Origin of the sequence: Erythrobacter sp. (genome assembly GCF_038133525.1) — a bacterium.
Lineage (GTDB): Bacteria > Pseudomonadota > Alphaproteobacteria > Sphingomonadales > Sphingomonadaceae > Qipengyuania.
The window spans coordinates 1-24,378 of record NZ_JAYPTL010000043.1 but is presented as its reverse complement, the minus strand read 5'-3'; the positions used below and the strand labels follow the sequence as shown (position 1 = coordinate 24,378).

The 24,378-nt window shown below is 64.0% G+C and carries 22 protein-coding genes; 15 read left to right on the top strand and 7 right to left on the bottom strand.

What is annotated here, in order from left to right:
• Positions 1 to 23: 23 nt before the first annotated feature.
• Entirely contained in the window at positions 24 to 1,679 is a 1,656-nt protein-coding gene (locus AAFM29_RS11885; RefSeq protein ID WP_341713015.1) for an alkaline phosphatase D family protein, read from the top strand.
• Positions 1,680 to 1,686: 7 nt separating this feature from the next.
• On the opposite strand, the gene AAFM29_RS11880 is transcribed toward AAFM29_RS11885, so the two are convergent.
• Positions 1,687 to 2,298: a glutathione S-transferase family protein gene (locus tag AAFM29_RS11880; RefSeq protein ID WP_341713014.1), complete on the bottom strand. Its 612-nt coding sequence runs from the start codon at positions 2,296 to 2,298 to the stop codon at positions 1,687 to 1,689.
• A gap of 296 nt (positions 2,299 to 2,594) precedes the next feature.
• On the opposite strand from AAFM29_RS11880, the gene thrS reads away from it, so the two are divergent.
• Positions 2,595 to 4,592 carry a threonine--tRNA ligase gene (gene thrS, locus AAFM29_RS11875; protein ID WP_341713013.1) on the top strand — a complete coding sequence of 666 codons (1,998 nt, stop codon included), beginning with the start codon at positions 2,595 to 2,597 and terminating at the stop codon, positions 4,590 to 4,592.
• 13 nt (positions 4,593 to 4,605) lie between these two features.
• On the top strand, positions 4,606 to 5,346 hold the full coding sequence (locus tag AAFM29_RS11870; RefSeq protein ID WP_341713012.1) for a sulfite exporter TauE/SafE family protein: 741 nt from the start codon (positions 4,606 to 4,608) through the stop codon (positions 5,344 to 5,346).
• On the opposite strand, the gene AAFM29_RS11865 is transcribed toward AAFM29_RS11870, so the two are convergent.
• The 4 genes from AAFM29_RS11865 to AAFM29_RS11850 form a co-directional block, all read right to left on the bottom strand.
• Positions 5,343 to 6,086, bottom strand: a complete 744-nt coding sequence (locus AAFM29_RS11865) for a DUF1223 domain-containing protein (protein WP_341713011.1) — start codon at positions 6,084 to 6,086, stop codon at positions 5,343 to 5,345. The two genes, AAFM29_RS11870 and AAFM29_RS11865, sit on opposite strands and share 4 nt — an antisense overlap.
• Positions 6,087 to 6,156: 70 nt before the next feature.
• Positions 6,157 to 6,285: a hypothetical protein gene (locus AAFM29_RS11860; protein ID WP_341713010.1), complete on the bottom strand. Its 129-nt coding sequence runs from the start codon at positions 6,283 to 6,285 to the stop codon at positions 6,157 to 6,159.
• Positions 6,286 to 6,319: 34 nt separating this feature from the next.
• On the bottom strand, positions 6,320 to 7,312 hold the full coding sequence (locus tag AAFM29_RS11855) for an agmatine deiminase family protein (RefSeq protein ID WP_341713009.1): 993 nt from the start codon (positions 7,310 to 7,312) through the stop codon (positions 6,320 to 6,322).
• Between the two features lie 26 nt (positions 7,313 to 7,338).
• Positions 7,339 to 9,036, bottom strand: coding sequence for a M28 family peptidase (locus tag AAFM29_RS11850; protein ID WP_341713008.1), 1,698 nt, complete (start codon positions 9,034 to 9,036; stop codon positions 7,339 to 7,341).
• Between the two features lie 102 nt (positions 9,037 to 9,138).
• Between AAFM29_RS11850 and glnE the strand changes: the two genes are divergently transcribed.
• The 8 genes from glnE (at position 9,139) to AAFM29_RS11810 (ending at position 19,621) form a co-directional block, all read left to right on the top strand.
• Positions 9,139 to 11,802, top strand: a complete 2,664-nt coding sequence (gene glnE, locus AAFM29_RS11845) for a bifunctional [glutamate--ammonia ligase]-adenylyl-L-tyrosine phosphorylase/[glutamate--ammonia-ligase] adenylyltransferase (RefSeq protein WP_341713007.1) — start codon at positions 9,139 to 9,141, stop codon at positions 11,800 to 11,802.
• The gene (locus AAFM29_RS11840; protein WP_341713006.1) at positions 11,802 to 12,278 is read left to right on the top strand and encodes a peroxiredoxin; all 477 of its coding nucleotides are present in this window, start codon (positions 11,802 to 11,804) and stop codon (positions 12,276 to 12,278) included. Before glnE ends, AAFM29_RS11840 begins: the two co-directional genes overlap by 1 nt.
• Positions 12,275 to 13,075, top strand: a complete 801-nt coding sequence (locus AAFM29_RS11835; protein ID WP_341713005.1) for a ferritin-like domain-containing protein — start codon at positions 12,275 to 12,277, stop codon at positions 13,073 to 13,075. The genes AAFM29_RS11840 and AAFM29_RS11835 overlap by 4 nt, the downstream gene beginning before the upstream one ends.
• A gap of 141 nt (positions 13,076 to 13,216) precedes the next feature.
• On the top strand, positions 13,217 to 13,906 hold the full coding sequence (locus tag AAFM29_RS11830) for a M23 family metallopeptidase (protein ID WP_341713004.1): 690 nt from the start codon (positions 13,217 to 13,219) through the stop codon (positions 13,904 to 13,906).
• A gap of 144 nt (positions 13,907 to 14,050) precedes the next feature.
• A complete protein-coding gene (locus tag AAFM29_RS11825; protein ID WP_341713003.1) occupies positions 14,051 to 15,598 on the top strand; it encodes an acyl-CoA synthetase in 1,548 nt (515 codons plus the stop codon).
• Positions 15,598 to 16,899: a cytochrome P450 gene (locus tag AAFM29_RS11820; protein ID WP_341713002.1), complete on the top strand. Its 1,302-nt coding sequence runs from the start codon at positions 15,598 to 15,600 to the stop codon at positions 16,897 to 16,899. Before AAFM29_RS11825 ends, AAFM29_RS11820 begins: the two co-directional genes overlap by 1 nt.
• A gap of 345 nt (positions 16,900 to 17,244) precedes the next feature.
• A complete protein-coding gene (locus AAFM29_RS11815) occupies positions 17,245 to 17,883 on the top strand; it encodes a YqiJ family protein (protein WP_341713001.1) in 639 nt (212 codons plus the stop codon).
• 43 nt (positions 17,884 to 17,926) lie between these two features.
• Positions 17,927 to 19,621, top strand: coding sequence for a flotillin family protein (locus tag AAFM29_RS11810; RefSeq protein ID WP_371830738.1), 1,695 nt, complete (start codon positions 17,927 to 17,929; stop codon positions 19,619 to 19,621).
• A gap of 58 nt (positions 19,622 to 19,679) precedes the next feature.
• Here AAFM29_RS11810 and AAFM29_RS11805 read toward each other — a convergent pair whose 3' ends face one another.
• Positions 19,680 to 20,570 carry a UTP--glucose-1-phosphate uridylyltransferase gene (locus AAFM29_RS11805; protein ID WP_341712999.1) on the bottom strand — a complete coding sequence of 297 codons (891 nt, stop codon included), beginning with the start codon at positions 20,568 to 20,570 and terminating at the stop codon, positions 19,680 to 19,682.
• 124 nt (positions 20,571 to 20,694) lie between these two features.
• On the opposite strand from AAFM29_RS11805, the gene murA reads away from it, so the two are divergent.
• The 3 genes from murA to AAFM29_RS11790 all read left to right on the top strand — a co-directional run bounded on the left by murA (position 20,695) and on the right by AAFM29_RS11790 (position 23,143).
• Positions 20,695 to 21,978, top strand: coding sequence for a UDP-N-acetylglucosamine 1-carboxyvinyltransferase (gene murA, locus AAFM29_RS11800; RefSeq protein WP_341712998.1), 1,284 nt, complete (start codon positions 20,695 to 20,697; stop codon positions 21,976 to 21,978).
• A gap of 33 nt (positions 21,979 to 22,011) precedes the next feature.
• Positions 22,012 to 22,812 carry a class I SAM-dependent methyltransferase gene (locus AAFM29_RS11795; protein WP_341712997.1) on the top strand — a complete coding sequence of 267 codons (801 nt, stop codon included), beginning with the start codon at positions 22,012 to 22,014 and terminating at the stop codon, positions 22,810 to 22,812.
• A gap of 109 nt (positions 22,813 to 22,921) precedes the next feature.
• A complete protein-coding gene (locus AAFM29_RS11790; RefSeq protein ID WP_341712996.1) occupies positions 22,922 to 23,143 on the top strand; it encodes a hypothetical protein in 222 nt (73 codons plus the stop codon).
• Here the strand turns inward: AAFM29_RS11790 and AAFM29_RS11785 are convergent.
• Positions 23,137 to 23,418, bottom strand: coding sequence for a ribbon-helix-helix domain-containing protein (locus AAFM29_RS11785; RefSeq protein ID WP_341712995.1), 282 nt, complete (start codon positions 23,416 to 23,418; stop codon positions 23,137 to 23,139). The two genes, AAFM29_RS11790 and AAFM29_RS11785, sit on opposite strands and share 7 nt — an antisense overlap.
• A gap of 116 nt (positions 23,419 to 23,534) precedes the next feature.
• Between AAFM29_RS11785 and AAFM29_RS11780 the strand changes: the two genes are divergently transcribed.
• Complete coding sequence (locus AAFM29_RS11780) at positions 23,535 to 24,272, top strand: DUF4019 domain-containing protein (protein ID WP_341712994.1); 738 nt, start codon at positions 23,535 to 23,537, stop codon at positions 24,270 to 24,272.
• The last annotated feature ends 106 nt before the right edge of the window (positions 24,273 to 24,378 follow it).

Sequence of the window (24,378 nt, the reverse complement as noted above, 5' to 3'; positions counted from 1 at the left end):
CGCGGAGAAGGAGAGTCGTCCCGATGAATGCATCCGTGCCGCCCCAGGCCCCCCACTTGCCCGCCCTCGATCGCCGGACCTTGTTGAAGGGGGGGCTGCTCGGCAGCGGCTTGCTCGCCGCGCCGGTGGCTGCGGGCAGTGAGGCGGGCTTTTCGCATGGCGTTGCCAGTGGCGAGCCCGGAAGCGGCCGCGTGCTGCTGTGGACGCGTTACGTCGCCGACCAGCCGACCACTCTCGAGTGGCAGGTTTCCGAGAGCAGCGATTTCGCCACTACGGTGGCCGGGGGGACCGCCTCCGCGCAACCTGACAATGACTGGTGCACCAAAGCCTGGGCCGAAGGTCTGCGCCCGGGGACATGGTATTACTATCGCTTCGTTGCGCCCGATGGCTCCATGTCCGACATCGGACGAACCAAGACGCTGCCCGAGGGGCCGACCGAACGCTTCCGCATGGCGGTGTTCAGCTGTTCGAACATCGGTTTCGGCTGGTTCAACGCCTATGCCCACGCCGCTGCCGCAGACGAGTTCGACTGCGCGCTGCATCTTGGCGATTATTTCTACGAGTATGAGAGGGGAACTTACCCCTCGGCTGCGCAGACGATCCCGGGTCGCGGCATCTGGCCAGCGCAGGAACTGGTTGCGCTGGGGGATTATCGCGAGCGCTATGCCGCCTATCGCCGCGATCCGGACCTGCGCCGCCTGCACCAGCTCTATCCGATGATCTCGGTATGGGACGATCACGAAAGCGCGAACGATTCGTGGAAGGACGGGGCCGAGAACCACCAACCGGATTCCGAAGGCAATTGGGGTGATCGCAAGGCCGCAGCGATGAAGGCCTATCATGAATGGATGCCCGTCTCGGACGCAAACTGGGCGGCCTATGAGATCGGTGACCTGGCCACGTTGTTCCGCCTGGAAACGCGGCTGACCGCGCGGGCCAAGCAGTTCAGCCTGGCCGAAATCCTTTCAAGCGGCGGCGGCGACGCCGAAAAGACCAAGGCAGCGCTGGTCGCCTTCCGCGATGGCGCCTGGCTCGATCCCGCGCGCGAGATGATCGGCGCGGACCAGCAGGCCTGGCTGGCGGAAGGCCTCAAGCGGTCGAAGGGTGCGGGCAAGACCTGGCAGGTGCTGGTACAGCAGGTGCTGATGGGGCGGATCGTCTCTTCCCCGACCATCGCCGAAGCGCTGCCCAAGGACGTGCCCGACTACGTTCGTCGCCGCGTCCTTTCCGGCGCGATGGCCGGCGCGGAAGGCGTGCCTTTCAATATGGACGCATGGGATGGTTATCCGGCTGCCCGCAAGCGCGTGTTCGAAGCGGCGCTGGCCGCCGATGCCAATCTCATCAGCCTGGCCGGCGACACGCACAATGCCTGGGCCTTCGATCTCGACCTCGACGCCACGCCGGTGGGGGTCGAATTCGGTGGCCAATCGGTGGCGTCCCCCGGCCTTGAAAACAGCCTGCCGCAAATCCCGGCCGAAACGCTGGCGCGCAGCACTGTGGAAAGCAATTCGCAGCTCAAGTGGATGGACGCCTCGCAGCGCGGCTACATGGCGGTCGAGCTGCGCCAGGGCAGTGCGACCAGCGAGTACCGCTTCCTCACCAGCGTTCGCGAAAAGGGCGCGGGCCTGGCCGGCACGAAACGCATTACTACGTTGGCCGGCAGCAAGCGGCTCACCTAGCTTTCGCTCAGGCTGAAGCGCTGGGCCGTGCCGCCACCCGCTCGAACCAGGCGCCGACATTGGCGAGCTTGGGATCGAGCGGCTGGCCGACGACGTTGCCGAAGGCCTGGAAGCAATAGAGCATGATATCGGCCAGTCCGAAGCAATCGCCACCGACATAATCCTGCGTCGCAAGGCGATCGTCGAGCCAGCCAAGCTTGTCCTGTACGCAAGCCTTCAGCCCCGGCGCAGCCTCGGGCAGGCAGCGCATGCGGCTTTCGAACATCGGCAGCCCTTCGGAAAAGCGGAACCCGTTGGCCATCGGCTCGCACACGTTGAGATCGACCCACCGCGTCCACCGCCGCGATTGTGCCCGCGCTTCCGGCGTTTCGCCCAGCAAGGGCGTGCCCGGCTGGGTCTCATCGAGATATTCGCAGATCGCGGTGATTTCGGTCACCACATTGCCATCGTCGAGTACCAGCGCCGGCGACTGGCCGGCCGGATTGACCTTGAGGAATGCCTCGGCGCGGTTCTCGCCGCTCCTCAAGTCGACGGTCTCGCTCGGAAGTTCGATCCCGCGTTCTGCCATGAACATGCGCACGACATGGGGGTTGGGACCAATGCTGGTGATGATCTTCATGTGTTTTTCCTCGGTTTCGGTGACCACCGTTGTCTGTTGCGCGCGGCGCGTCAATCGTCTCCATCGACAATTAACTGCTGCTGCGTTATCTGAACTGCATGCAGTACGCATGTGCCTTGACCACAACTACTACCACCCCGGGTGCCCGGGGGCGGTCGGTCGCGCGCTAAGCGTACCGCCGCCGCCCGGTTTCGGGCGGTGGGCGTTTCCTCCCGAAATCGCGATTAAAGCCAAACGCCGCTTCAAGCGCGCGCTCGCCTGTGCCATGGGCGCGCCAAGCGAAACGGTAAGAGACGATGACGGAACTTCTCAAGATCAGCCTGCCCGACGGTTCGGTGCGCGAAATGCCCCGCGGGAGCACCCCGGCAGATGTTGCCGCGGCCATCGGTCCCGGCCTGGCCAAGGCGGCGATCGCCGCACGCGTCGATGGCGAGCTGCGCGATATCAACCGTCCCTTCGACGGCGACGTCCAACTGGCGCTGGTGACCAGTCGTGACGAGGCGGATGCGCTGGAGCTGGCGCGGCACGATTTCGCGCATGTGCTGGCGGAGGCGGTTCAGGCGTTGTGGCCGGGCACGCAGATCACTTTCGGTCCGGCAACCGATGATGGCTTCTACTATGATGTGAAGGCCCCGGGCGACCGCGACCCGTTCAGCATGGACGACCTGCCGGCAATCGAGGAGAAGATGCGCGAGATCATTCGCGCCGATAAGCCGCTGCGCCGCGAAGTTTGGAGCCGCCAGCAGCTGATCAACAAATGGCAGGCCGAAGGCGAGACGTTCAAGGCCGAGTGGGCGCAGGAACTGCCCGAGGGTGAGGAACTGACGGTCTATTGGTCGGGTGACGACTGGCTCGACATGTGTCGTGGTCCGCACCTTCCCAGCACCGGCAAGCTTGATCCGCAGGCCTTCAAGCTGATGCGCGTTGCCGGGGCCTATTGGCGCGGTGACCAGCGCAACGAGCAGCTCACGCGTATCTATGGCACCGGCTGGCTCAACAAAAAGCAGCTCGATGCGCACCTCCACCGTCTGGAAGAGGCGGCGAAGCGCGATCATCGCAAGCTGGGTCGCGAGATGAACCTGTTCCACCTGCAGGAAGAGGCGCATGGTTCGGTGTTCTGGCACCCGCAAGGCTATGTCATCTACCGCATGCTCGAGGATTATATCCGCCGTGCTGTGCAGGGCGCCGATTGCCGTGAGGTGAAGACGCCACAGGTCATGGACGCGCGCCAGTGGGAGCGGTCCGGCCACTGGGGCAAGTATCGCGAAAACATGTTCGTCATCCCGGACGAGGTGCCCAACATCGAGGACGAGGGGCCGCTGGTGTCGGACGCGGCCGACTGGATGGCGCTCAAGCCGATGAACTGCCCGGCGCATGTCCTGATCTTCAAGCAGGGCATCAAGAGCTATCGCGACCTGCCACTGCGACTGGTCGAAAACGGCTGCTGCCACCGCAACGAGCCGCATGGCGCATTGCACGGTTTGATGCGTGTGCGCCAATTCACGCAGGACGATGGCCATATCTTCTGCCGCGAAGACCAGATCGTCGACGAGGTGCGTAATTTCTGCGAGCTCGCCGACCGTGTCTACAAGGACTTCGGCTTTACCTACGCGGTCAAGCTGGCGCTGCGCCCCGACCAGCGCTTCGGCTCCGACGAGGATTGGGACAAGGCCGAGGAAGAGCTGCGCCAGGCGGTGATCGATGCCGGTATGGCGACCGAAGAATATGGCTGGGAAGAGCTTCCGGGCGAAGGTGCGTTCTATGCGCCCAAGCTCGAATGGCACCTGACCGACGCGATCGGCCGCACCTGGCAGGTGGGCACGATCCAGTCGGACCGTGTGCTGCCCGAACGGCTCGATGCGAGTTACATCGGCGAAGACGGCGAACGCCACCGTCCGGTGATGCTGCACCGAGCGATTTTCGGCTCATATGAGCGCTTCATTGGTATCCTGATCGAGCATTTTGCGGGCAAGCTGCCCGTCTGGCTCGCGCCGACGCAGGCAGTGGTGGCGACGATCGTCTCGGATGCCGATGGCTATGCGAACGAGGTGGTGGCCAAGCTTGAAGCGGCCGGCATCCGTGTCGAAGGCGACCTGCGCAACGAGAAGATCAACTACAAGGTGCGCGAACATTCGCTCGCCAAGGTTCCCCACATGCTGGTGGTGGGCAAGCGCGAGGCCGAGGAAGGCACGGTTGCGGTACGCACGCTGGGCGAGCAGCATCAGAAGGTGATGACGCTCGACGAAGCCATCGCAATGCTGCTCGACGCAGCCACGCCGCCCGACCTGCGCTGAAGGCATCGACGCAGTGGAGATTGCGGGCTTTGCCCTGTGGCAGGTGGGGATCGCGCTCGTCGCGACCCTCGCCTCGGCCTATGTCCGCGGCCTTGCCGGCTTCGGGCTTGCAATCCTGCTGGTGCCGGTTCTGGCCCTGGCGCTGAAGCCGGTCGAAGCAGTGCTGATCGCCAATATGCTGGGCCTGATGATCGGGCTGACCGAGATCCGCTGGCTGATCAGCCAGGCCGAGAAATCGGCCTGGCATATTGCGGGGGTGGTGGTGTTGACCACCGCACCGGGCATGGCGCTGCTGGCGATAACGCCGACGCCCGTGGCCCGGCTGCTGATCGCATTGGTGGCGCTTTCGGCCTTCGTCGCAGTGCTGATCCCGCCTCGCGAACCTGAGACGCCGGGGCGGATTCACACGCTCCTCACCGGAGCAGCCAGCGGCGTGCTGACCGGCTTCGCCGGGATGCCAGGCCCGCCCGTGGTCCCCTACTATGTCGGGCGCGCCATCCCGCGCGAGGTCGCCAAGGCTTCGATGGTGCTGGTCTTTACCATCGCCTCGACCACTGGCATCGCTTCCGGATTGGCCCTGGGCACGATGCATTGGCGCCTGCTGTTGCTGGCGCTGGCATTGTTCCCTGTGGTGCTGATCGGCAATGCGCTGGGGCGCCGCGCATTGGGCAAGATCAGCGACCGCGCATGGCGTATCTTCGCTGCGACCGTACTCGGCGCGGCATCGTTTGCCGCGCTGTTGAAGCTGCTTTAGCTCACCAGCTGCGCAGCCAGCACGGGCCCAGCGTTCTTCGCGCGCAGAACCAGTGCATAGGCATCGGCACCCGGAACGGCGAGCTGCGCGGGCGTAACGCGGATGCCCTGTTCGCCTCCGGTCCACTCCGCGATCGGGCGCTCGTCGACCACGACATTGGTATAGCCGATGGCACGATTGCCATTCTCGCCTGCTGCGATCCGCACCGTAACGTGCCGCTTGAGGGCGATCAGCATCAGCTCCGCCTTGGCCGGCGTTTCCCCGGCAAGCCCGACCGCGAGGCCACCATCCTTCAGGCGCTTGGTCGAAATCGCCGCCGGGCCCGCGGCCTCTTGCGCGACCATCTGGCGGATCACCGCTTCATTGGAGCCAACCGTGCCGCGGCGCCCATCGACCACGATCTGCGGGGTATAGACGCCGTTCTCGCCAGCAAGCCTGCGGGTTGCGTAGGCGCGCTGGAGCCGCGTGTTCTCTTCCCGAGCGAGCGTGTCCTTCCAGCCCAGGCGGTCCCAATAGGTGACCGGGCGCGAGATCACCACGAGAGCCTCCTCGCGTGCGAGCTTCTCGGCGAGGCGGTCGGCAGGCGGACAGCTGCTGCAACCCTGGCTGGTGAACAGCTCGAGCAGCACCGGTCGCGCCGGGCCTTCGACTGCAGCGATCGCGGGCGATCCGCCCGGCATCAGCGCGGCAAGCGCGGTTCCGACAACGGCTGCGGCAAGGGCGGCGGGCACGAGCTTCATGGCAAGGATCTCCTCTGCGCCATGGTTCGGCGCAGCGAAGTCATTGGTTACTGTGCGAAAGACTGCTTGTTCAGAAGGGCAGCGCCGGACCGGCAAGGACCAACGCGAGGCCGCAGCCGCACACGATCAGGGCACGCGCGGTATCCGCCAGCTGGAGCTGGGCGACATGATTCCGGGCCTGTGCGATTGCCTGTGCCATGCCGATATTGTCCGGCGGAATTCCTAACGAAGCGTTAAGCCTGCCAGTCGGCGGCGGGCATTTGCTGGCTGGCGCAATGAAATCCCCCACCGCCCGCCAGAACGGCATCCCCGGGCAGGCCGATTGTCGCCCGATCGGGGAAGAGCTCGGCGATCGCGGCGACACCTTCGTCGTCGAAGGGCGAACCAAAGGTCGGCACCACCACCAGATGGGTCGTGATGGCGAAATTGGCGTAACTTGCCGGTTCGATCCGGCCATTGCTGGCGATGCGCCCGGGTGAGGGTATTTCCTTGACCAGTACCCCGGCGGCTTCGGCTCGCGCTTTGGCATCGGCATAGATCGCGGCATTGGGATCATCGCTCCCGGTCGCGCGCGGCAGGCACAGTGTATTTGGTGCGACGAACCGCGCAAGGTTGTCGACGTGCCCATCGGTGTGGTCGTTGATCAGGCCGTCGCCCAGCCACAGCACGCGAGTAAAACCGAGGTCCTGCTTGAGCCGCTGCTCGATCTCGGCCTGCGTCAGCTGTGGGTTGCGGTTGGGGTTGAGCAGGCACTGTCCGGTCGTGGCGACCAGCCCCGTGCCGTCCCCGTCGATCGCCCCACCCTCCAGGATCCAGTCGCTGACGGTAACTTCGAGCCCGGCATCCTCTGCCAGTTCCGCGCCGATCGTCTGGTCGCCGTCCATCAGGTACTTGCCGCCCCAGCCATTGAAGCCGAAACGCCGTGCACTCCGGTGGCCGGTCCCGTCGTACAGGATGAGCGGGCCGGTGTCGCGCAGCCATACGTCGCCGTAGTGCCGCTGTTCGAGGGTAACGGCCGAGCTGACCAGCGATCTCGCCCGGGTCTCGTTCGCTGCATTGCGGACCAGCAGCCGGACTTCCTGCCCACTATCGGCCACCGCGCTGGCGAAGGCCGCGATCTGCTCCTGGGCGCGCGGGAGCACGTCGGGCCATTCATCGGCGTCGTGCGGGAAGCCGATCCACAGCCAGTCCTGGGGTGCCCACTCCGGGGGCATTGCAAAGGGCATTGCTCGCCTCTCCGTCGCGATTGGGATCAGCAGCCTTTGTCCGCAGCGGCGCAGCTTTCATCGCGCGTCGCCTTGAACTCGTCGCCCTCGACCCAATTGGGCCAGCCTTTCGACATCGCCATGCTGCGGCCGATCCGGTAGTAGAGCTGCAACTGCTGCATCAGGCCCGAGAGGTCCCAGCCCGCGTCATATTCGTCGCTCGGCTGGTGGTAGCGGTTGACCGTGTAGTCCTCCGCCATCTTTGCTCCCGCTTCCTTGCCACCCTGCTCCAGGTCTTCGCCGGCATCGATGTAGAGCATCGGTACGCCGCGCTTGGCCATGCTGAAGTGGTCCGAACGATAGTAATAGCCCTTTTCGGGCGTTGGTTCGGGCGTGCCGGTGCGCTTCTCCACGGAGAGCGCCCAGTCGAGAAAGCGATCGAGCTCGCTCTTGCCGCCTCCGACGGTGGTCACATCCTTCGCGCGCCCTCCGGGCAGCAAGCCGTCGATATTGAGCCCGCCGACGGTCTGCACCAGCGGGTAGACGGGGTTTGCGGCGTAATATTCGCTGCCCAGCAGACCCGATTCCTCCGCAGTCACGGCAACGAACACCTGGCTGCGCCGGGCGGGGCCAGCCTTGGCGCTGGCTTCGGCCAGAGCGACAAGTGCTGCCGAGCCGGTCGCATTGTCGACCGCGCCATTGCAGATACCGTCGCCGCTTGCATCGGGCTTGCAGCGGCCGAGATGGTCCCAATGTGCCGAATAGAGGACGTATTCCTCTGGCGCTTCGGTTCCCTTGAGCAGGCCGACGACGTTCTGCGATTCGAAGGTGCGGATCGAATTGGTGAAATGGGTTGAGGCGGTCACGCCGAGAGGTACTGCCTTGAAGCCCTTCTGCTTGGCGGCGGCTGTAAGCTTGGTGAGGTCCTGCCCAGCCGCATTGAAGATGCGTTCGGCGACGGGCATCTGGACCCACCCATTGACCAATGTCTGGTCGGCGCCCTTGTCGCTGCGCTGGGCATAGACCTGCGGCCCGGTCCAGGAAGATTCGACCACGTTCCAGCCATAGGCAGCGGGGAAGGTGTCGTGGATGATGATCGCGGCGGCTGCACCCTGCCTTGCCGCCTCCTCGTATTTGTAGGTCCAGCGTCCGTAATAGGTCATCGCGCGACCGTTGAAGGTGCCTTCGAGACCCTCGGTCTCATAATCGGGGTCGTTGACCAGGATGACTGCGGTCTTCCCCTTCATGTCGAGCCCGGCATAATCGTTCCAGCCCCGCTCCGGCGCATTGATGCCGAAGCCGACGAACACCAGCTCGCTGTTCTCGAGCCTGGTTTCGGCATCCTCGCGATAGGTCGCGCCGACCCAATCGTTGCCATATTCGAAGCGCATCGGGGCGCCGCTGCCGCCCGCTATGGTCAAGGGCGCGAAGTTCTGGCCGCCGATCTCGACCAGCGGAACCTTCTGTACCCAGCTGCCATTGTTGCCCGGCGCCAGCCCAGCCTTCTGGAATTCCTCGATCAGGTAGGCGACGGTCTTTTCCTCACCGGGCGTGCCGGGGGCACGGCCTTCGAACTCGTCGGATGAAAGCTTCTCGATTACGCGCCGCATCGTGTCTTCGGACAGGTCGCCCGCTGCGATCTCGGGAACATCGAATCCGCCACTGCCGGCATCGTTTTCGCCTGCATTCATCGAGCAGGCGGAAATCAGCAGCGCCAGGGCGGCGGCGATCGGGAGGCGTTTCATCAGGGTTCCCTTCGACATGATCATTTTGCGCGGGCTTGTGTCAGCATGACTGCACGAGGGCAAGCTTGCGCATGCGCCATCGCGGCGGCAGGAGGACAGGCAATGCTTGCCGACTGGTCCTCTGCACTTGCTCGCGCCCGGGCGCACGCACCGTTCCTTGCGCGTGCATTGCAACGTCGCCCGGAGCTGGTTGCAATGCTGGAAGCTGGAAATGGCGACGAAGCGCTTGGCCTTGCAAAGGAAGCGCACCATGGTGACGTCGCGACTGCGCTGCGGCGTGAACGCCTTTCGCTCGCGCTGGTGCTGGCGATCGGCGATCTCGCCGGGGCGTTTTCCCTGTCCAAGGTCATGCGCGAGCTGTCGACTTTCGCCGATCGCGCGCTGCATGAAGCCGTCGGTGCGGCCATTGCGGCGCGGGTCGAGGGCGCTCCAAACACCGGGATGATCGGCCTGGCGCTGGGCAAGCATGGCGCGGGCGAGCTCAACTATTCATCGGACATCGATCCGATCCTGCTCTATGACCCGGCGCAGCTACCCCGACGCGAGCGTGACGAGCCCGGCGAAGCGGCCCAGCGTTATGCGCGCGAAATCGTACGACTGCTCTCCGAAGTGACGCATGAAGGCTATGTCTTCAGGGTCGACCTTCGGTTGCGTCCGGCTTCCGAGATCAGTCCCCTGGCGCTTTCGCTCAACGCGGCGACGACGCATTACGAAAGCTCGGCGCTGGCATGGGAGCGGGCCGCTTTCATCCGGGCGCGCGCCTGTGCTGGCGATATCGCTGCCGGCGAAGCGTTCCTCGACCATATCCGGCCTTTCGTCTGGCGGCGCAGCCTCGACTTCGGCGCAATCGACGAGATCCGCCGCCTGACCCGCCGTATTCGCGAACAGCAGAGCGGCCCGACAGAGCCGGCGCCGGGCTTCAACCTCAAGCTGGGGCGCGGGGGCATTCGCGAAATCGAGTTCTTCGCCCAGACGCACCAGCTGATCCACGGCGGTCGCGACCCGAGCTTGCGGCACCGTGGGACGCGGGCGACGCTCGATGCACTGGCGGCGACAGGCCGGATTACGCCCGATGACGCGGCCATCTTGGGCGAGAGCTACGATGCGCTCCGCGTGATCGAGCACCGCCTGCAGATGGTCGAGGACCATCAGACCCACACGCTTCCCGCCGGCGATGCACTCGACAATGTTGCACGGCTTCATGGGCTGGCGGACGCTGGGGCACTGCTGGCCCATTTGCGCGAAGTCACCGTTCCGGTGGGGGCCCGGTTCGATGCGTTGCTGGCAGAAGACGGCAAGACTGTAGCTGCGGTTCCTGCGGAAGGCGGCGGCACAAAAGTGTCGCAGGAAGCGACCGAGCGCGTGGCGTCCTGGACCGACGGCCAGTTTCCGGCCTTGCGCAGCCAGGCTGCCCTGGCGGCCTTCGACACCATCCGCCCCGCGCTGCTTGCTTCTATCGCGAGTTCGGATGAGCCAGACCGCACGCTTGCGCGATGGGAGACGATGCTCGCGCGCCTGCCGAGTGCGATCAACCTGTTCCGCCTGCTTGAAGCACGCCCGGGTCTGTTCGATCTCGTCGCTGACTGCCTGACCCTGGCCCCGCCGCTGGCCGATGAACTGGCGCGCAAGCCGGACCTGCTCGACGCACTCATCGACCGCAGTTCGCTCGACCTCCCCGAGGACGTCCAAGCTCTTGCCGATGCGATGCGCCAGCGCGAACGCGGCGACGATTACGAGAAGCGGCTAGACCGGATACGCATCGTCACAGGCGAAGCGCGCTTCGCCCTGGGGGTGCGACTGATCGAGGGTGTGCAGGATCCCCTGGAGGTCGCTGCGGCACTGTCGCGTGTGGCCGAAGGGGCTCTGCAAGTTGCGGTGGAGGAGGCACAGGCCGAATTCGCACTGCGTCACGGCGTTATCCCGGGGAGCGAACTGATCGTCCTGGGCCTGGGCCGATTGGGCGGCGGCTTGCTCACCCATGCATCCGACCTCGACATCATCTATCTTTTCACCGGCGCACATGACGCCGAATCCGATGGTGAACGCCCGCTTGGCGCCACGCTTTACTACAATCGGCTGGCGCAACGGGTGAGCGCGGCGCTGAGCGTGCCGACGGCCCAAGGCGCGCTCTACGAAGTCGACACGCGCTTGCGGCCGCAAGGCAATCAGGGGCCCCTGGCGGTGAGTGTCGAGGGCTTTGCCCGCTATCAGCGCGAAGACGCTTGGACGTGGGAACACATGGCGTTGCAACGCGCACGAGTGCTGGTTGCCAGTGACGCCGCACGCCGTGACGTCGAGGCGGTTGTGGCCTCTATCCTGATGCAGGAGCGCGACCCGGTGAAGCTCAAGGCGGATGTCCTCGAGATGCGTGGCGAGATGGCGCGTCACAAGGCGCCGAAGGGGCCGCTCGACGCCAAACTGCTGCGCGGTGGACTGGTCGACGTCGAATTTCTGGTCCATTTCCTGCAACTGCAGCACCGGACCGCATTGACGCCGAATCTGCGCGACGCGATTGCCGATCTGGTGACGGCAGGTCATTTGCATCCGGGCGTCCGCGAGGCGCGCGATCTTATGACCAGACTGCTGATCGGTTCCCGGCTCCTGGCGCCGGACCTCGATCGCCCCAACGATGCCGCAGCGGCAATCCTTGCCCGGCAGTGCATGTGCCAGGACTATGAGGAAATGCTTGTACGGCTGCAAAGCTCGCGGCGTGACGTCGCGGCGGCGTGGCTGGAAGTGTTCGATGAAAGACTGGAGATAGACTGATGAGCGGAAGCGTGCCCGGCGTGGGCGATCCCATGCCCGATATTGCCATGGAGACCCTGGAAGGCGGCACGGTGCGCCCTTCTGATTTCCGGGGGCGCAAGGCGGTGATCTACTTTTATCCGAAGGACGATACGCCCGGTTGTACCACCGAGGCGAAGGACTTCTCGGCGCTCAAGGCCGAATTCGACAGGGCGGGCGTGGCGCTGTTGGGGGTGAGCAAGGATCCGCCCAAGAAGCACCAGAAGTTCATCGACAAGCACGGCCTTTCGATCGATCTCGCCACCGATGCGGAGGATGGCGGCCTTTCGGATGCGCTGGGGGTCTGGACCGAGAAGCAGATGTACGGGCGCACCTATATGGGCATGGTCAGGGCAACTTACCTGATCGCCGAAGACGGGACGATCGTGCAGATTTGGCCCAAGGTGAAGGTCAAGGGTCACGCTGAAGACGTGCTGGCGGCAGCGCGCGGCGCATGACGTCGGGGCGGCGCAGCATCGCGGCAGCGATCCGTGCTGCGCTGCTCACCGGCGATCCGACCGCCAAGGTCTTCGCCGCGCGCCAGGTTGCGCGCGATTGGCGGCTCGGGCGGCTCGATCTTACCTTTGATGTGGAGATGCCGGAGCGCCCGGAATGGCCCGCGGCACTGGAGCTGCTGCCGCCCGGGCGGATGCCCAAGCGCGGCAAGATGGGTTCGGAACGGAACCGGATCGCGCTGTGGCACGCATTGGCGCATATCGAGTTCGTCGCGATCGATCTTGCCCTCGATATGGCCGGGCGATTCGGCGATTCGATGGGGCAAGTCTTTGTTTCCGAATTCCTTTCTGTCGCTGCCGATGAAGCGATGCACTTTGCGCTGCTGGCACGAAAGCTCGATTCGCTGGGTTCCTGCTACGGAGCGTTGCCTGCGCACGACGGGCTGTGGAGCGCGGCGCGCGATACCTCACACGACGTTGCTGCGAGGTTGGCCATCGTCCCCATGGTGCTCGAGGCGCGCGGACTCGATGTGACCCCCGCCACACTCGAACGAGTGCGTGCGCAAGGTGATGAAAACGGGGCGAAAATTCTCAAACGAATCCTTGACGACGAAATTCGCCATGTCGCGATCGGGTCCAAGCACTTTCACGCGGTGGCCGCCCACCGTGGCGAGAACGCGCGGGAATTGTGGCGGAAACTGGTGGAAATGCACTTTTCCGGGGGGCTCAAAGGTCCGTTCAACGACTCAGCGCGTTTGGCAGGCGGCTTACCGCGCAGCTACTACGCCGCTATTGCCTGATTAACTTTTTCACCGTTAACCCAAACTCACGAGACGCCGGGGGGTTCCGGCTTTGTTGAATGACTTCGGTGGCACGGGCGGGGGTAGTCCAAGTCGTCGGGAAACGAACGGGCGCAGAAGCGCCGGATGGACGGGTTTGCAATGGCTTCCAAGCGTCACTCGCTTGCACTTGCGATTATTGCCGCTGGGCTTTCGATCGCTGCCGCGCCGGCACATGCCGGTGACACCAATACCGCCGCCGCAGTGGGAACCATCGACGTAAGCCGCGTTGCCGGCACGGTCGAAGACGGTGACGATGCGCAGTTCCAACAGCTCTTCGCCAGCTGGCAGGAAGTTGGCCGCCCGGCAGGCATCCCGACACATGCGCTGGTTGCAGTGCCGTCGCGCATGCCGCTCGATCACACGATCCTGACCAGCGATTTCGGCATGCGCACGCATCCGGTTTTGGGCGGGCGTCGCAACCACAAGGGTGTCGATCTTTCGGCGCCGATGGGCACGCCGATCTATGCCACCGCCGATGGCTATGTCAGCAAGGCGGAATGGTTTTCGAGCTACGGCAATTTCGTTTCGCTCGAACACGGTGCCGAACTGCAGACGCGCTATGCCCACATGTCGCGGATCGTGGTTGAACCAGGTGCGCGTGTCAGCAAGGGCGATATTATCGGCTACGTCGGCTCGACCGGCCGTTCGACCGGCCCCCACCTGCATTACGAAGTCCGCATCGGTGGCGAAGCCGTCAATCCGATCCCTTACATGGTCGAATCGGATGCGCAGCGCGCCTATGCGCTGGCGATGGGCACCGGCGGCCAGGGCGACGGCGACGATAACTGAGCCATAACGCCCCATCGGGGACAGGAAAGCAGGGCGACGGGGCTTCCCGCCGCCCTTTTTTCTTGCCCGCGCCGGTGGCTTAGGTAGGTTTCTTCTCGCAACTGGACGAGTCCGCAAAGGACCGGCGGAGGAGAGAGGAAAACCATGCACCCGATAGCCCATGCCAAGGTACGCCCCGACCATCCGGCCCTGATCATGGCCGGCAGTGGGGAAACCGTTACCTATGGCCAGATGGACGAATACGCCAATCGCTTCGCCCAGCTGATGCGTGCGCGTGGCCTTGGCCGGGGCGATCACGTGGCGATCCTCATGGAAAACACCATCGACTATCTCCAGCTGGTCTGGGGGGCGCAGCGTTGCGGGATCATGATGGTGCCGATCTCCACCCGGCTGACCGTGCCCGAGATCGCCTACATCCTCAATGACAGCGATGCGAAGCTGCTGATCACCAGCCACTATTTCGATGAGGTGATCCCCGGCATTCGCGCGGAGTGCCCTGGCCTGCCGATGCTGCTGGTTGGCGGCAGCGGCGAAGAAAGCCTCGCGGCGGCTCTGGCGGCGCAGTCGGCGGCGCCGATCGATGACCAGCAGGTGGGGCAGTATATGCTCTATTCTTCCGGTACCACCGGCAGGCCCAAGGGCGTGCGCCCCGCGCCGCCGACCGATGAGGACATCCAGCAGGTCACGCCGCTGATGGGTCTCGCGGTGATGGGGGCTGGATGGCCCAACGATGGATCGATGGTCTATCTCTCGCCCGCGCCGCTTTATCATGCCGCCCCGCTCGGCTGGTGCACCACGGCGCATCGTCTGGGCGCGACAGTCGTGGTGATGGAGAAGTTCGACCCCGAATTCGCACTGCAGACGATCGAGAAATATCGGGTTACCGACAGCCAATGGGTTCCGACCCATTTCGTACGCATGCTCAAGCTCGAACCCGAGGTGCGCAGCCGCTACGATCTGTCGAGCCACCAGCGGGCGATCCATGCCGCCGCTCCATGCCCCGTCCCGGTCAAGCGGGCGATGATCGAATGGTGGGGCCCGATCATCATCGAATATTATGCCGGGTCCGAAGGTATCGGCATGACCCTGATCAAGTCGGAAGACTGGCTCACCCACCCCGGCAGTGTCGGCCGGGCGATCCACGGCGTGCTGCATGTCTGCGGACCGGAAGGCGAGGAGGTGCCCGCGGGTACCGATGGCCTGCTCTATTTCGAGAACGACACCGTCCCGACCTACCATAACGACCCGGCGAAGACCGCCGAAGCCATGCACCCCAAGGGCTGGATGACACTGGGCGATATCGGCCATGTCGACGAGGACGGCTATCTCTACCTCACCGACCGCAAGAGCCACATGATCATCTCGGGCGGGGTCAATATCTACCCGCAAGAGATCGAGAACCTGCTGGTCACGCATGAGAAGGTGATGGATGCGGCGGTGATTGGCGCGCCCTGCCCCGATTTCGGCGAGAAGGTCGTCGCGGTGGTCCAGCCGATGGATATGGCCGATGCGGGCCCTGCCCTTGAGGCCGAGCTGCGCGATTTCCTCGCGCCCAGTCTGTCGAAGATCAAGATGCCCAAGCTGTTCGACTTCCGCGCGCAGCTGCCGCGCGAAGCGAATGGCAAGCTGTACAAACGCGAGCTGCGCGATGAGTACCTGCGCAAGGCCGAAGCCGAGACGGAGCAGGCCTGATGGCCACGCAGGACAAGCCCCGGCTCGATCCCCAGACCGCCCGCGCGGTCATCGATCCGACCAGCTATGCCGCATGGGATCCGCTGCTCGACACCTTCGATCGCCTGCGTGAAGACATGCCCGTTGCCTGGGTGGAAGCCAGCGAAGATGCTGTTCACCCGCCGTTCTGGCTGCTCACCCGCTATGACGATGCGATGCGCGTATCGAAGGACAATGCGACCTTCCTCAACAATCCGCGCACCGTCGTCTTCAGCCTGACCGAGGGTATCGAGTTCGCCAAGCAGTTCAGCGGCGGCAGCGAGCATATGGTGGCGAGCCTGGTCACCTTCGATGCGCCGATCCACATGAAATACCGCAAGCTGACGCAGGAATGGTTCATGCCCAAGAACCTGCGCGGCATCGAGGACGAGATCCGCAAGATCGCGCAGGCAACCGTCCAGCGAATGATCGATGCGGGGCCTGAGCTCGATTTCTGCAAGCTTGTCTCGGCACCCTACCCGCTGCACGTGGTTATGCAGATCCTCGGCGTGCCTGAGGAAGACGAGCCGCGCATGCTGACCCTTACGCAGCAATTGTTCGGCGGTTCGGACGAGGACCTCAACCAATCGGGCATCAAGGATCTTCCGCCCGATGTGATCACCCAGATCGTGGCTGGCGCGGTCAAGGACTTCGAGGCCTATTTCGCCAAGCTTACGGCTGAGAAGCGCGCCAATCCCAGCGGCGATGTTGCCAGCACCATCGCCAATGCCATGGTCGACGGCGAACCGCTCAACGATCGCGACATGATGGGCTATTACATCATCGTCGCTGCGGCCGGGCACGATACCACTTCGGCCAGCACCGCTGGCGCGATGCTGGCGCTGGCGCAAGACCCCGAACAGTGGGCCAAGGTAAAGGCCGACCGCTCGCTGCTCCCCGGGATCGTCGAAGAGGCGATCCGCTGGACCACGCCGATGCAGCACTTCATGCGTACCGCGGCCGAGGATACCGAGGTGGGCGGCCAGAAGATCGCCAAGGGCGACTGGTTGATGATCAACTACGTCGCGGCCAATCACGATCCCGCCGTGTTCGACGATCCGCGCCATTTCGATGCCGCGCGCAGCCCCAACCGGCACCTCGCCTTCGGCGCGGGCGCACACCAATGCCTGGGCCTGCACCTTGCCCGGCTCGAAATGCGCATCCTGTTCGAGACCCTGCTCGACCGCATCGAGAGCGTCGAACTGGCAGGCGAACCCGCACGCTCGAAATCGACCTTCGTCGGCGGGCTCAAGACGCTGCCCTTACGCATCGTGGCCCGCTGATTGGCGGCAAACGAAGGGCCGGCTGGTGGAACGCGAACGGCGGCTGTGAATTCCGTGACCTTCGCTTGAAAGGCATGGAATTCCGCGACTGTTCGTTGTGCGGATACCGAGGCGCCAAGCTGTAGGAAAATCGGTCCCGATACGGGCGCGTGCTGACTTCGCGCGGGGCGCTCGACGGAAGCCCCGTGGAGGCAAAATCGAACTCGGTTCGTCGCATATTCCTACCGGGCGACCCCGGTAATCGCTAAATTGGCACCATGAAAAAAGACGACGGATAGACACTTTTCGACCTAGGTCGGGAAGTCGGTTTTACTCACCCTCAAGAAACAGACGAAAGGAGGGCTGATGGCAATACTCGAGGCCTACAATATGCCGTTTGCTGCGGCTCTTATACTCATGGCTATGCTTGCAGTTCTGCAAGTCATCGGACTGGCCGATATTTTTGGCGACGCGGATTTCGACTTCGATACCGATGTCGATGGCGACGCTGCGATCACGGCCGGACCTCTCGATGGGCTGGCCAGCGTGATTGGCCTGGGCCGCGTGCCGTTGATGGTGTGGCTGGCGCTGTTCCTTGGCCTTTTCGCCGCGATTGGCGTGGGGGTTCAGGAACTGGCGATCGAGTTCACCGGCGGTCCGCTCGACCGATGGCTGGCTGCAGTCATTGCCGCAGGGGCTTCGCTCCCCGTGACGGGGGCGATTGCACGGCCGCTTGGCCGGATCCTGCCGCATGACGAAACCACTGCGGTGAGTACCGATACGCTGCTTGGCCGCCGGGGCGTCATAACCGACGGCATCGCACGGCACGGCTCACCCGCCCGGGCGCGCGTCGCCGATGTGCACGGCCATCCACATCACGTGATGGTCGAGCCGCACGAAGCTGGAACCGAGCTGCATGCCGGGGACAGCATCCTGCTCGTCCGGCGCGAAAACGAACTCTTCTACGCGACCGCGCTCGATCTTCGCGCGCTCTCGCCAAACTGATTTCACAAAGGAGAAATACGTGGAAAATCTCATCGATCTGGCAGTGCCCGTTGGTGGTATTCTGCTTGTTGTACTCATCATTCTCTTCGCGCTGGCCCGGCTCTATCGCCGGGCGAGCAAGGAGATCGCTTTCGTGCGCACCGGCATGGGTGGCGAGAAGGTTGTGATGAACGGTGGGGCCCTGGTGCTGCCGGTGTTCAACGAAACCATGCCGGTGAACATGAACACGCTGGTGCTGCCCGTAGTGCGCCGGGATAACGAGGCGCTGATCACGCTCGATCGTTTGCGGATCGACGTAAAGGCGGAATTCTACGTCCGCGTTCGTCCCGACGCCCAGGCCATCGCCATGGCCGCGCAAACCCTCGGCCAGCGCACCATGCAGCCCGAAGCGCTCAAGGATCTTGTCGAAGGCAAGTTCGTCGACGCCCTGCGCAGCGTCGCTGCGGGCATGACCATGAACGAGCTGCATGAACAGCGTGCCGACTTCGTCCAGAAGGTGCAGCAGGTATCTTCGAACGATCTGGCGATGAACGGGCTGGAGCTGGAATCGGTCTCGTTGACTGGTCTCGATCAGACCTCGATCGAGCACTTCAACGCCAACAACGCCTTTGACGCCGAAGGTCTCACCAAGCTGACCGAGCAGATCGAGGCGCGCAAGAAACTGCGCAACGATATCGAACAGGACACGCGCGTGCAGATGGAGACCAAGAACCTCGAAGCCGACCAGCGCAGCTTCCAGATCGGTCGCGACAAGGAATATGCGCGGCTCGAGCAGGAGCGTGAGGTTGAGACCCGTCGTGCGGCCCAGGCTGCGGAGATCGCCCGCGAACAGGCGGAGCGTAGTCGCGAGGCCGAAGCCGCCCGGATCGAAGCCAAGAAGCAGGTCGACGCGCAGCAGATCGAGGCTGATCGCCTGGTTGAAGAAGCCCGGATCGATCAGACCCGCGCGCTCGAAATCGCCCGGCAGGAACAGCAGATTGCGGTGCAGAACAAGAGCCGCGAGGAAAGCCAGGCCAAGGCCGAGGCCGACGAGGCCCGCGCCAAGGCGGTCGCTGCCGAAGAGCAGGTCGTCACCAGCCGTGAGAGCGAGATCGCCGAGCGTAACAAGAAGATCGAACTGATCGAGGCGGCCAAGATCGCCGAGCGCGATGCGATCAAGATCAAGGTCGAAGCCGAAGCTGAAAAGGATGCGGCGACCAATCGCGCCGAAGCCATGCGCCGCGAGGCGGAAGGTGAAGCCGAAGCCGAAAAGCTTCGCGCCGAAGCTGCACGGGTGCGCTTCGAAGTCGAGGCTGCTGGCCAGCGGGCGATCAACGAGGCGGCGAATATCCTGTCCTCGGACCAGATCTCGCTCCAGACCAAGATGGCCCTGCTCAAGGTCTTGCCCGAGGTCATCCGCGAGAGTGCCAAGCCGATGGAAGCGATCGATTCGATCAAGATCGTCCAGGTCGATGGACTTACCAATGGCGGCGGCAAGTCGTCGGGTGGTGCAGCCTCGGTTGGCAACGGTTCGGGCAACCTTGCCACCGATGCCGTCAGCGCGGCGCTGGCCTACCGGGCGCAAGCGCCGGTGCTGGACGGGTTGATGAAGGAGTTGGGCCTCGATGGCTCGTCGCTCGGCGGGCTGGCGCAGGGTGTGGTTGCTGAGCCCGAGCTGGCGAGCGACGTGAGTGACCTGCTGGCCAACCAGCGCAAGGCCATGCCGCGCGCCGAGGGTGAGGAGAGCCCGGCAAACTAGGCCGGAACTGCCAGACGAATGAAGGAAGGGGGTGCCGCGGCGCCCCCTTTTTCCGTGGTCAGTCCGCCAGCATCCGGCGCATGATCGCACGCACTTCGTCGCCCATGTCCTCGCGTTCCAGCGCCAGCGCCAGCGTCGCCTCGACGAAACCGGTCTTGCTGCCGCAGTCGAAACGGCGGCCAGAGAAGGTGACCGCGTGGAAGGGCTGGTTGCCGATCATCTTCGCCATCGCATCGGTCAGCTGGATTTCACCGCCTGCACCCTTTTCCTGCGCCTCGAGTACGCGCATGACCTCGGGCTGGAGGATGTAGCGCCCCGAGATGATCTTGTTCGACGGGGCCTGCGCGACCGGGGGCTTCTCGACCAGTCCTGTCACCTCGGTAAGCGTGTCCGACAGGCTGGTGCCAGGGGCGATCACGCCATAGCTCGAGACCTCTTCCTGCGGCACCTCCAGCACCGAAATGAGATTGCCGCCCACCTCATTGTAGGCCTCGACCATCTGCTTCATGCAGCTGGTCCCACCGCCCTTTGCCGCAATCATCAGTTCGTCGGGCAGCAGGATGGCGAAGGGGTCGTTCCCGACAATGGCGCGGGCACACCAGATTGCGTGGCCCAATCCCAGCGGGACCTGCTGGCGCACAGTGATGATGTCGCCCGGCGTTCCGCGAGTCGCCTCAAGCACCTCGAGATCCTTGCCGCGATCGCTCATCGTGCGTTCCAGCTCATAGGCGACATCGAAATGTTCGACGATGGCGGTCTTGCCGCGGCCGGTGACGAAGATGATCTGCTCGATCCCGGCTTCGCGTGCCTCATCAACCGCATATTGGATCAATGGGCGATCGACGATCGGCAGCAGTTCTTTCGGGATCGCCTTGGTCGCGGGAAGGAATCGAGTGCCCAAGCCAGCGACGGGGAAGACGGCCTTCTTGATCGGTTTGTGCTTGGTCATGTTCGTCCAGATGACTGTTTGTACTTGGCGTGCCGGGGGTGAAGGTGACAAATCATCCTTGCATCGCCCTGCGACAGGCGTGTGACGCTTGCCAGCCATCGCGGTGCAGGTAAAGGCATCAGATATGGACAAGCTTCTCATTCGTGGCGGCAACCGCCTCTCGGGTTCGATTCCGATCTCGGGCGCAAAGAACGCTGCGCTCACCCTGATCCCTTGTGCCTTGCTCACCGAGGAACCCGTCACGCTGCGCAATCTCCCGCGCCTGGCCGATATCGACGGGTTCCAGCACCTGATGACGCAGTTCGGCGTGGCGCATACGATCCAGGGTCAGCGGCCGGAAGATTTCGGCCGCGTGGTCACGCTGGAGGCGACCCGCCTTACCAGCAGCGTTGCGCCCTACGATCTCGTGCGCAAGATGCGTGCCTCGATCCTCGTGCTCGGCCCGATGCTGGCGCGGATGGGCGAGGCGACGGTTTCGCTCCCCGGAGGCTGCGCCATCGGCAACCGCCCGATCGACCTCCATCTCAAGGCGCTCGAAGCCTTCGGCGCGCATATCGAACTGGCGCAGGGCTATGTGCGGGCAATTGCCCCCGATAGCGGCCTGCCCGGTGGCGAATTCGATTTCCCGGTGGTCTCGGTCGGTGCGACCGAGAACGCGCTGATGGCAGCGGTGCTGGCCAACGGGACCAGCAGGCTGATCAACGCCGCGCGTGAGCCCGAAATCGTCGACCTGTGCAATCTCCTGGTTGCCATGGGGGCCGAGATCGAGGGGATCGGCAACAGCGAGTTGACCATCCACGGCGTAAAGCGACTGCACGGGGCGACCTATCGCGTCATGCCCGACCGGATCGAGGCCGGCTCTTATGCATGTGCCGCGGCGATCACTGGCGGTGAAGTCCTGCTCGAGGGTGCCGATGCCGAAGACATGGGTTCCACCATCCATGCCTTGCGCAACATCGGGGTCGAATGCGAAGGCGTGAAGGGCGGTGTGCGTGTGGCGGCCAACGGTCCGCTCAAGGCACATAATCTCACCACCGCACCCTATCCCGGTCTTGCCACCGATATGCAGGCGCAGTTGATGAGCCTGCTGTGCAAGGCAGAAGGTGCCAGCATGCTGACCGAGACGATCTTCGAGAACCGCTACATGCATGTGCCCGAATTGCGCCGCATGGGCGCCGATATCGAGACCAGCGGGCGCACCGCCGTGGTGCGTGGACCGGTCAATCTGACCGGGGCCGAGGTCATGGCCACGGATTTGCGCGCCTCGATGAGCCTGATCATCGCCGCGCTCGCGGCGGAGGGTGAGACCACCGTGCGGCGAATCTATCACCTCGACCGGGGATATGAGCGGCTGGAAGAGAAGCTCCAACTTGTCGGCGCGGACATCGAACGCGTAGGAGACGACTAGGTCGCAAAACCTTCGGCGGAAGGGAGGCTGCCCATGTCCGGCAGCGATGCGACATTCGCGGGTTCGATACCCGAGAACTACGATTCATTCCTGGTCCCGGTGCTGTTCGCGCCCTTTGCCGATGATCTGGTAGCCTTCGCCGCCGATCTCGAGTTCTCCGACGTCCTCGAGATTGCCGCCGGGACGGGTGCTTTGACAGCGCGGCTGGCCGAAGCCTTTCCCGAAGCGGCGATTACCGCGACCGATCTCAATGCGGCGATGGTCGATCTCGCAGCGAGGGAGCATGCGCGTGCCAATGTCGCATGGCAGGTCGCCGACGCGCAGGCGCTGCCATTTGGCGATGGCAGCAAGGACCTCGTGCTCCACCAATTCGGCGCGATGTTCTTTCCCGATCGGGTTGCGGCCTATCGCGAGATGCGTCGTGTGCTCCGGCCCGGTGGAACCATGCTGTTCAATGTCTGGGCCAGCCTGGCGGCGAACCCCGGCAGCGAAGCGATCCACCGCAGCCTGACCGAAGTGCTGGGTGACCCTTCTCCGGGTTTCATTGCCCGCACGCCATTTGGCTATGCCGATCCGGAACAGGTCTTTCTCGATGTGTCTTTGGCCGGCTTCAGCGATGTCGTCGTCGAACCCGTCCATGCCGCCAGTCCGCCCGGCTCGGGGCACGCATTGCTCCGAGGGATGACCGAAGGGAGCCCACTTGCGCTCGAGCTCGCCCAGCACGATCCCGCCGACGTTGCACGGGGTATCGAGGCAGCCCGTCAGGCACTCGACCGGCTTGAATTGCGAGGGCTGCTCGAGATGAAGGCCTGGCGTGTCGTGGCCAGCGCTTGAAAGGCGCATTCGTCCCGCCCGACACTGCTTTCGCACCACCGCATTTTGACCTGGCTGGCTGGACCTTTTCGGCGGTTCGCGCGTTGGGTCGCAGAGGAAGGAGCGTCCGATGCTACGCAAACTGGCTGTGATAGGCGGGCTCGCTCTTGCCGGATTCAGGCTGTTCCGCAGGCCGGGCACGAAGCCCGCCTTTGCGGCTGGTCAAGGCGACGTTCGAATTCGCGATGCAGGTCCGCAAGCCATGCGGGGCCGGCCGGGCGAGGCATGGACCAAGGTGGACGAGCAGAGCGACGAGAGCTTTCCCGCCAGCGATCCCCCAGCGAATTACTGACCGACGCGGCCGTAGCCGGGCAGGGACCCGAGCGAATACCGCGCACCTTTCTCATTCCAGACCAGCCAGATGCGAATTGCGCCGGCCAGCCCGGGCGGGTTCTCGGCCTTGATCCGCTCGGCGTCGATTTCGGCGACCAGCGTATTGATCGACATGTCGCGCGTCGCTGCGGCTTCGGTCAGCATGTCCCAGAACATCGGTTCAAGGCTGATCGAGGTGCGGTGGCCCGCAATGCGGACCGAGTATTTCTTTGGGGGATGGTAGGGGGGAATCATCGAGGGCGCTCTACATAAGCGCCTCCTGCGGAACTACGATTTTTTTGGGGTGGCTGGCTTCCGGACCTGCGGATAGATTCGCAGTCCTTATGGCAAGTAGGGCGGTGATATCGCGCATGGACGCTCTCGGCGAGTTGACGGACAGGGAGAAGGAAACCCTCCGCCTGATCGTTCGCGGTCACGATGCAAAGTCGATGGCGAGCGAACTCTCGCTGTCAGTTCACACGATCAACGAACGGCTGCGTGAGGCGCGCCGCAAGCTGGGTGTAACAAGCAGCCGCGAAGCCGCACGGCTCTTGCTCGAACGCGAAGGCGCCGACCCCCAAAAACTTGCAGACAAGGATTTGGGGGAAGCGCGACAGGACAAACTCAGTGAGGGAGACTCTGCAACGACGGTGCAACCTGCTCGTCGCATCTTTGCAGGAGTCTCTCTCATGATCACACTGTTTGCTGCCGGGCTTTTCCTTACCTCGCACTTTGGCGGCACCGAACTAGGAGGAGTACCGGCTGAAGTATCTGCGACCGACGAAGTCGTCGTCGGAGCGGCGCGGAACTGGCTGGAACTGGTTGATGCAGGCAATTGGCAGGCCAGTTTTGACGCGGCGGGAAAAGCCTTCCGCGACGTCAATACGGTGACGTCTTGGTCGAACGTCGCGAAACAGGTCAGCGCACCGCTCGGCAAGGTCATTTCGCGCGAATTGCTCACGGTACGCTATCTCAACGCCCCACCGCACGGCTACCAGGAGGTTACCTTTGCAACACACTATACCAATAAAGCCGACCCCGTGATCGAGACGGTCACGCTCGAACAGGAAGGTAGTGCGTGGAAGGTCGTCGGGATTCTGGTCGACTGAGGGGGCGGCGGGCGCCGGCGGCATGGCCGGCACCCCCCGCAGCGAAAAAAAAATTGTGGGCGCCCGTGTTGGAAATGGTGGTGCCCGGGTAGAAATAAGCAAGAAA